General features: G+C 33.2%; 3 protein-coding genes and 1 pseudogene. 1 reads left to right on the top strand and 3 read right to left on the bottom strand.

Features of this window, described 5'->3' with window-relative positions; genetic code table 11:
* Both ACUVJL_RS02425 and ACUVJL_RS02420 read right to left on the bottom strand, forming a co-directional pair.
* The coding region (locus tag ACUVJL_RS02425; RefSeq protein ID WP_445244387.1) for a transposase at positions 1-345 on the bottom strand (345 nt) is incomplete at its 3' end.
* Between the two features lies 1 nt (position 346).
* Entirely contained in the window at positions 347-646 is a 300-nt protein-coding gene (locus ACUVJL_RS02420) for a helix-turn-helix domain-containing protein (protein WP_445244386.1), read from the bottom strand.
* 432 nt (positions 647-1078) lie between these two features.
* Between ACUVJL_RS02420 and ACUVJL_RS02415 the strand changes: the two genes are divergently transcribed.
* The gene (locus ACUVJL_RS02415; protein WP_445244385.1) at positions 1079-1423 is read left to right on the top strand and encodes a hypothetical protein; all 345 of its coding nucleotides are present in this window, start codon (positions 1079-1081) and stop codon (positions 1421-1423) included.
* Here ACUVJL_RS02415 and ACUVJL_RS02410 read toward each other — a convergent pair.
* Positions 1409-1527: pseudogene (locus tag ACUVJL_RS02410) on the bottom strand (IS5/IS1182 family transposase); the annotation flags it as partial. The gene ACUVJL_RS02415 and the pseudogene ACUVJL_RS02410 sit on opposite strands and share 15 nt — an antisense overlap.

Here is a 1527-nt window from a genome sequence, read left to right as displayed (position 1 = left end):
TACCACAATAACTGTTGGCCGCTCCACCACAGCAAAGAAAGTATCTATACAGGCTATGATTACATCAGAATTAATAGTCTGCTCTGAAACATAAGCAGGTCGCGTGTTTTGCCGATTCATGATTCCCAAGACATTTAAACGTTTAGTTCTACGACTATCAATTGACAAATATTCGCCAAGATATTGCCATCCATAAGGGACACAAGGGATGCCACAAAATCCGGATTCATCCAAATAGTATAAATCAATTTTTTTCTCATCTTCTAGTTGTTTTAATTCTGACAATTTTTCTGTTTTTTCCTTGTATTCTATGGGGTCTGGCTTGGCACCAACACCTCGACGCATCCTAGGCCAACTCATACTTTTTTTTTATTATTCTCTTAATTGTTTCCGTACTTATATTAATACACCATGCTTTTTTGATTTTTTGTACTACTTGCTTTAATTGTTTTGGTTGCAATTTTACCCATTCTCTAATTTGAGCTGATTGTGCAGAATTAAATGTTTTTTTTCTGCCTCTACCTGGTTTATTGTATAATCCCAGCATTCCCTCATATTCCCATCGATTTAACCAGTTATACATGGTCTTATAACTAACTTTAAAAATTTTAATCAGGTTTTCATTTTTGACATTTTGTGAAACCAAAATTAAAAAATGTGCTTGCTAGACGCACTTGATGATGTCTGCTTTCGCGATAAATTCGGTTTAGAAATTTAAACGAAAGTGGATTGATATCTCGAATTAAAAACATATAAAACCTCTTTAAATACAACTTATAGCCTTTCTCAAAAAGGTGAGGTACGAATTTTGACCTGGAAAGCTTGACAATACAGGGTTTCTGTATACCTCATTTATCTGAGAATCGCTATATGTTTTATTATATCATATTAGTTGTTTGTGTAATTAATTTTGTTTAACTAGTTATCTCAATACTCCGGACAGTTTTTAAAGAGGAAGGCGATCGCAATAAAATAGAGAAGTGAAAAAAGTGAGTGCAATCTGAACCCAAAATAAACAGAAAAAAAGGCACTCTTTTAAGTTAAGCTATAAAAACACACAAGCTCAACAGATTGCCTTATGAACATTATGGAATCAATCTTACAACAAATACCAGGGATTAGTCAACCCCAAAAGAAGTTTTTAATCACTTTATTTTCAACTATTTTGCTGGTCTCTGGCAAGATCAACTTCACGAATCTCAGTCGTTATAGCTGTTTGAGTAAAAAAACCTACCGTCGTCACTTTCTCAAAAGCTTTAACTTTCCACAATTTAATCAATATTTTCTCAAAGAAGCCTTAAACCATGAACACACAATTATTGCTGTTATTGATTGTTCTTTTTTAAGAAAAAGCGGCAAAAAAACTGACGGTAAGGCTTATTTTTATAATAGACCTCTTGCGAAAGTCTCAGGCGATCTCTAATTTAGTCTTTAAAGAAAGTTCATAATTATAAATACCAGCGATCAAATTAAATCTTAATCCGAAGCGCCTTCTTCGATTCCGATATCTTGATGAAAGTATTCTAA

It is taken from the genome of Microcoleus sp. OTE_8_concoct_300, from assembly GCF_031383065.1.
Classification (GTDB): domain Bacteria; phylum Cyanobacteriota; class Cyanobacteriia; order Cyanobacteriales; family Microcoleaceae; genus Microcoleus.
This window is presented reverse-complemented; position numbering and strand designations above follow the sequence as displayed.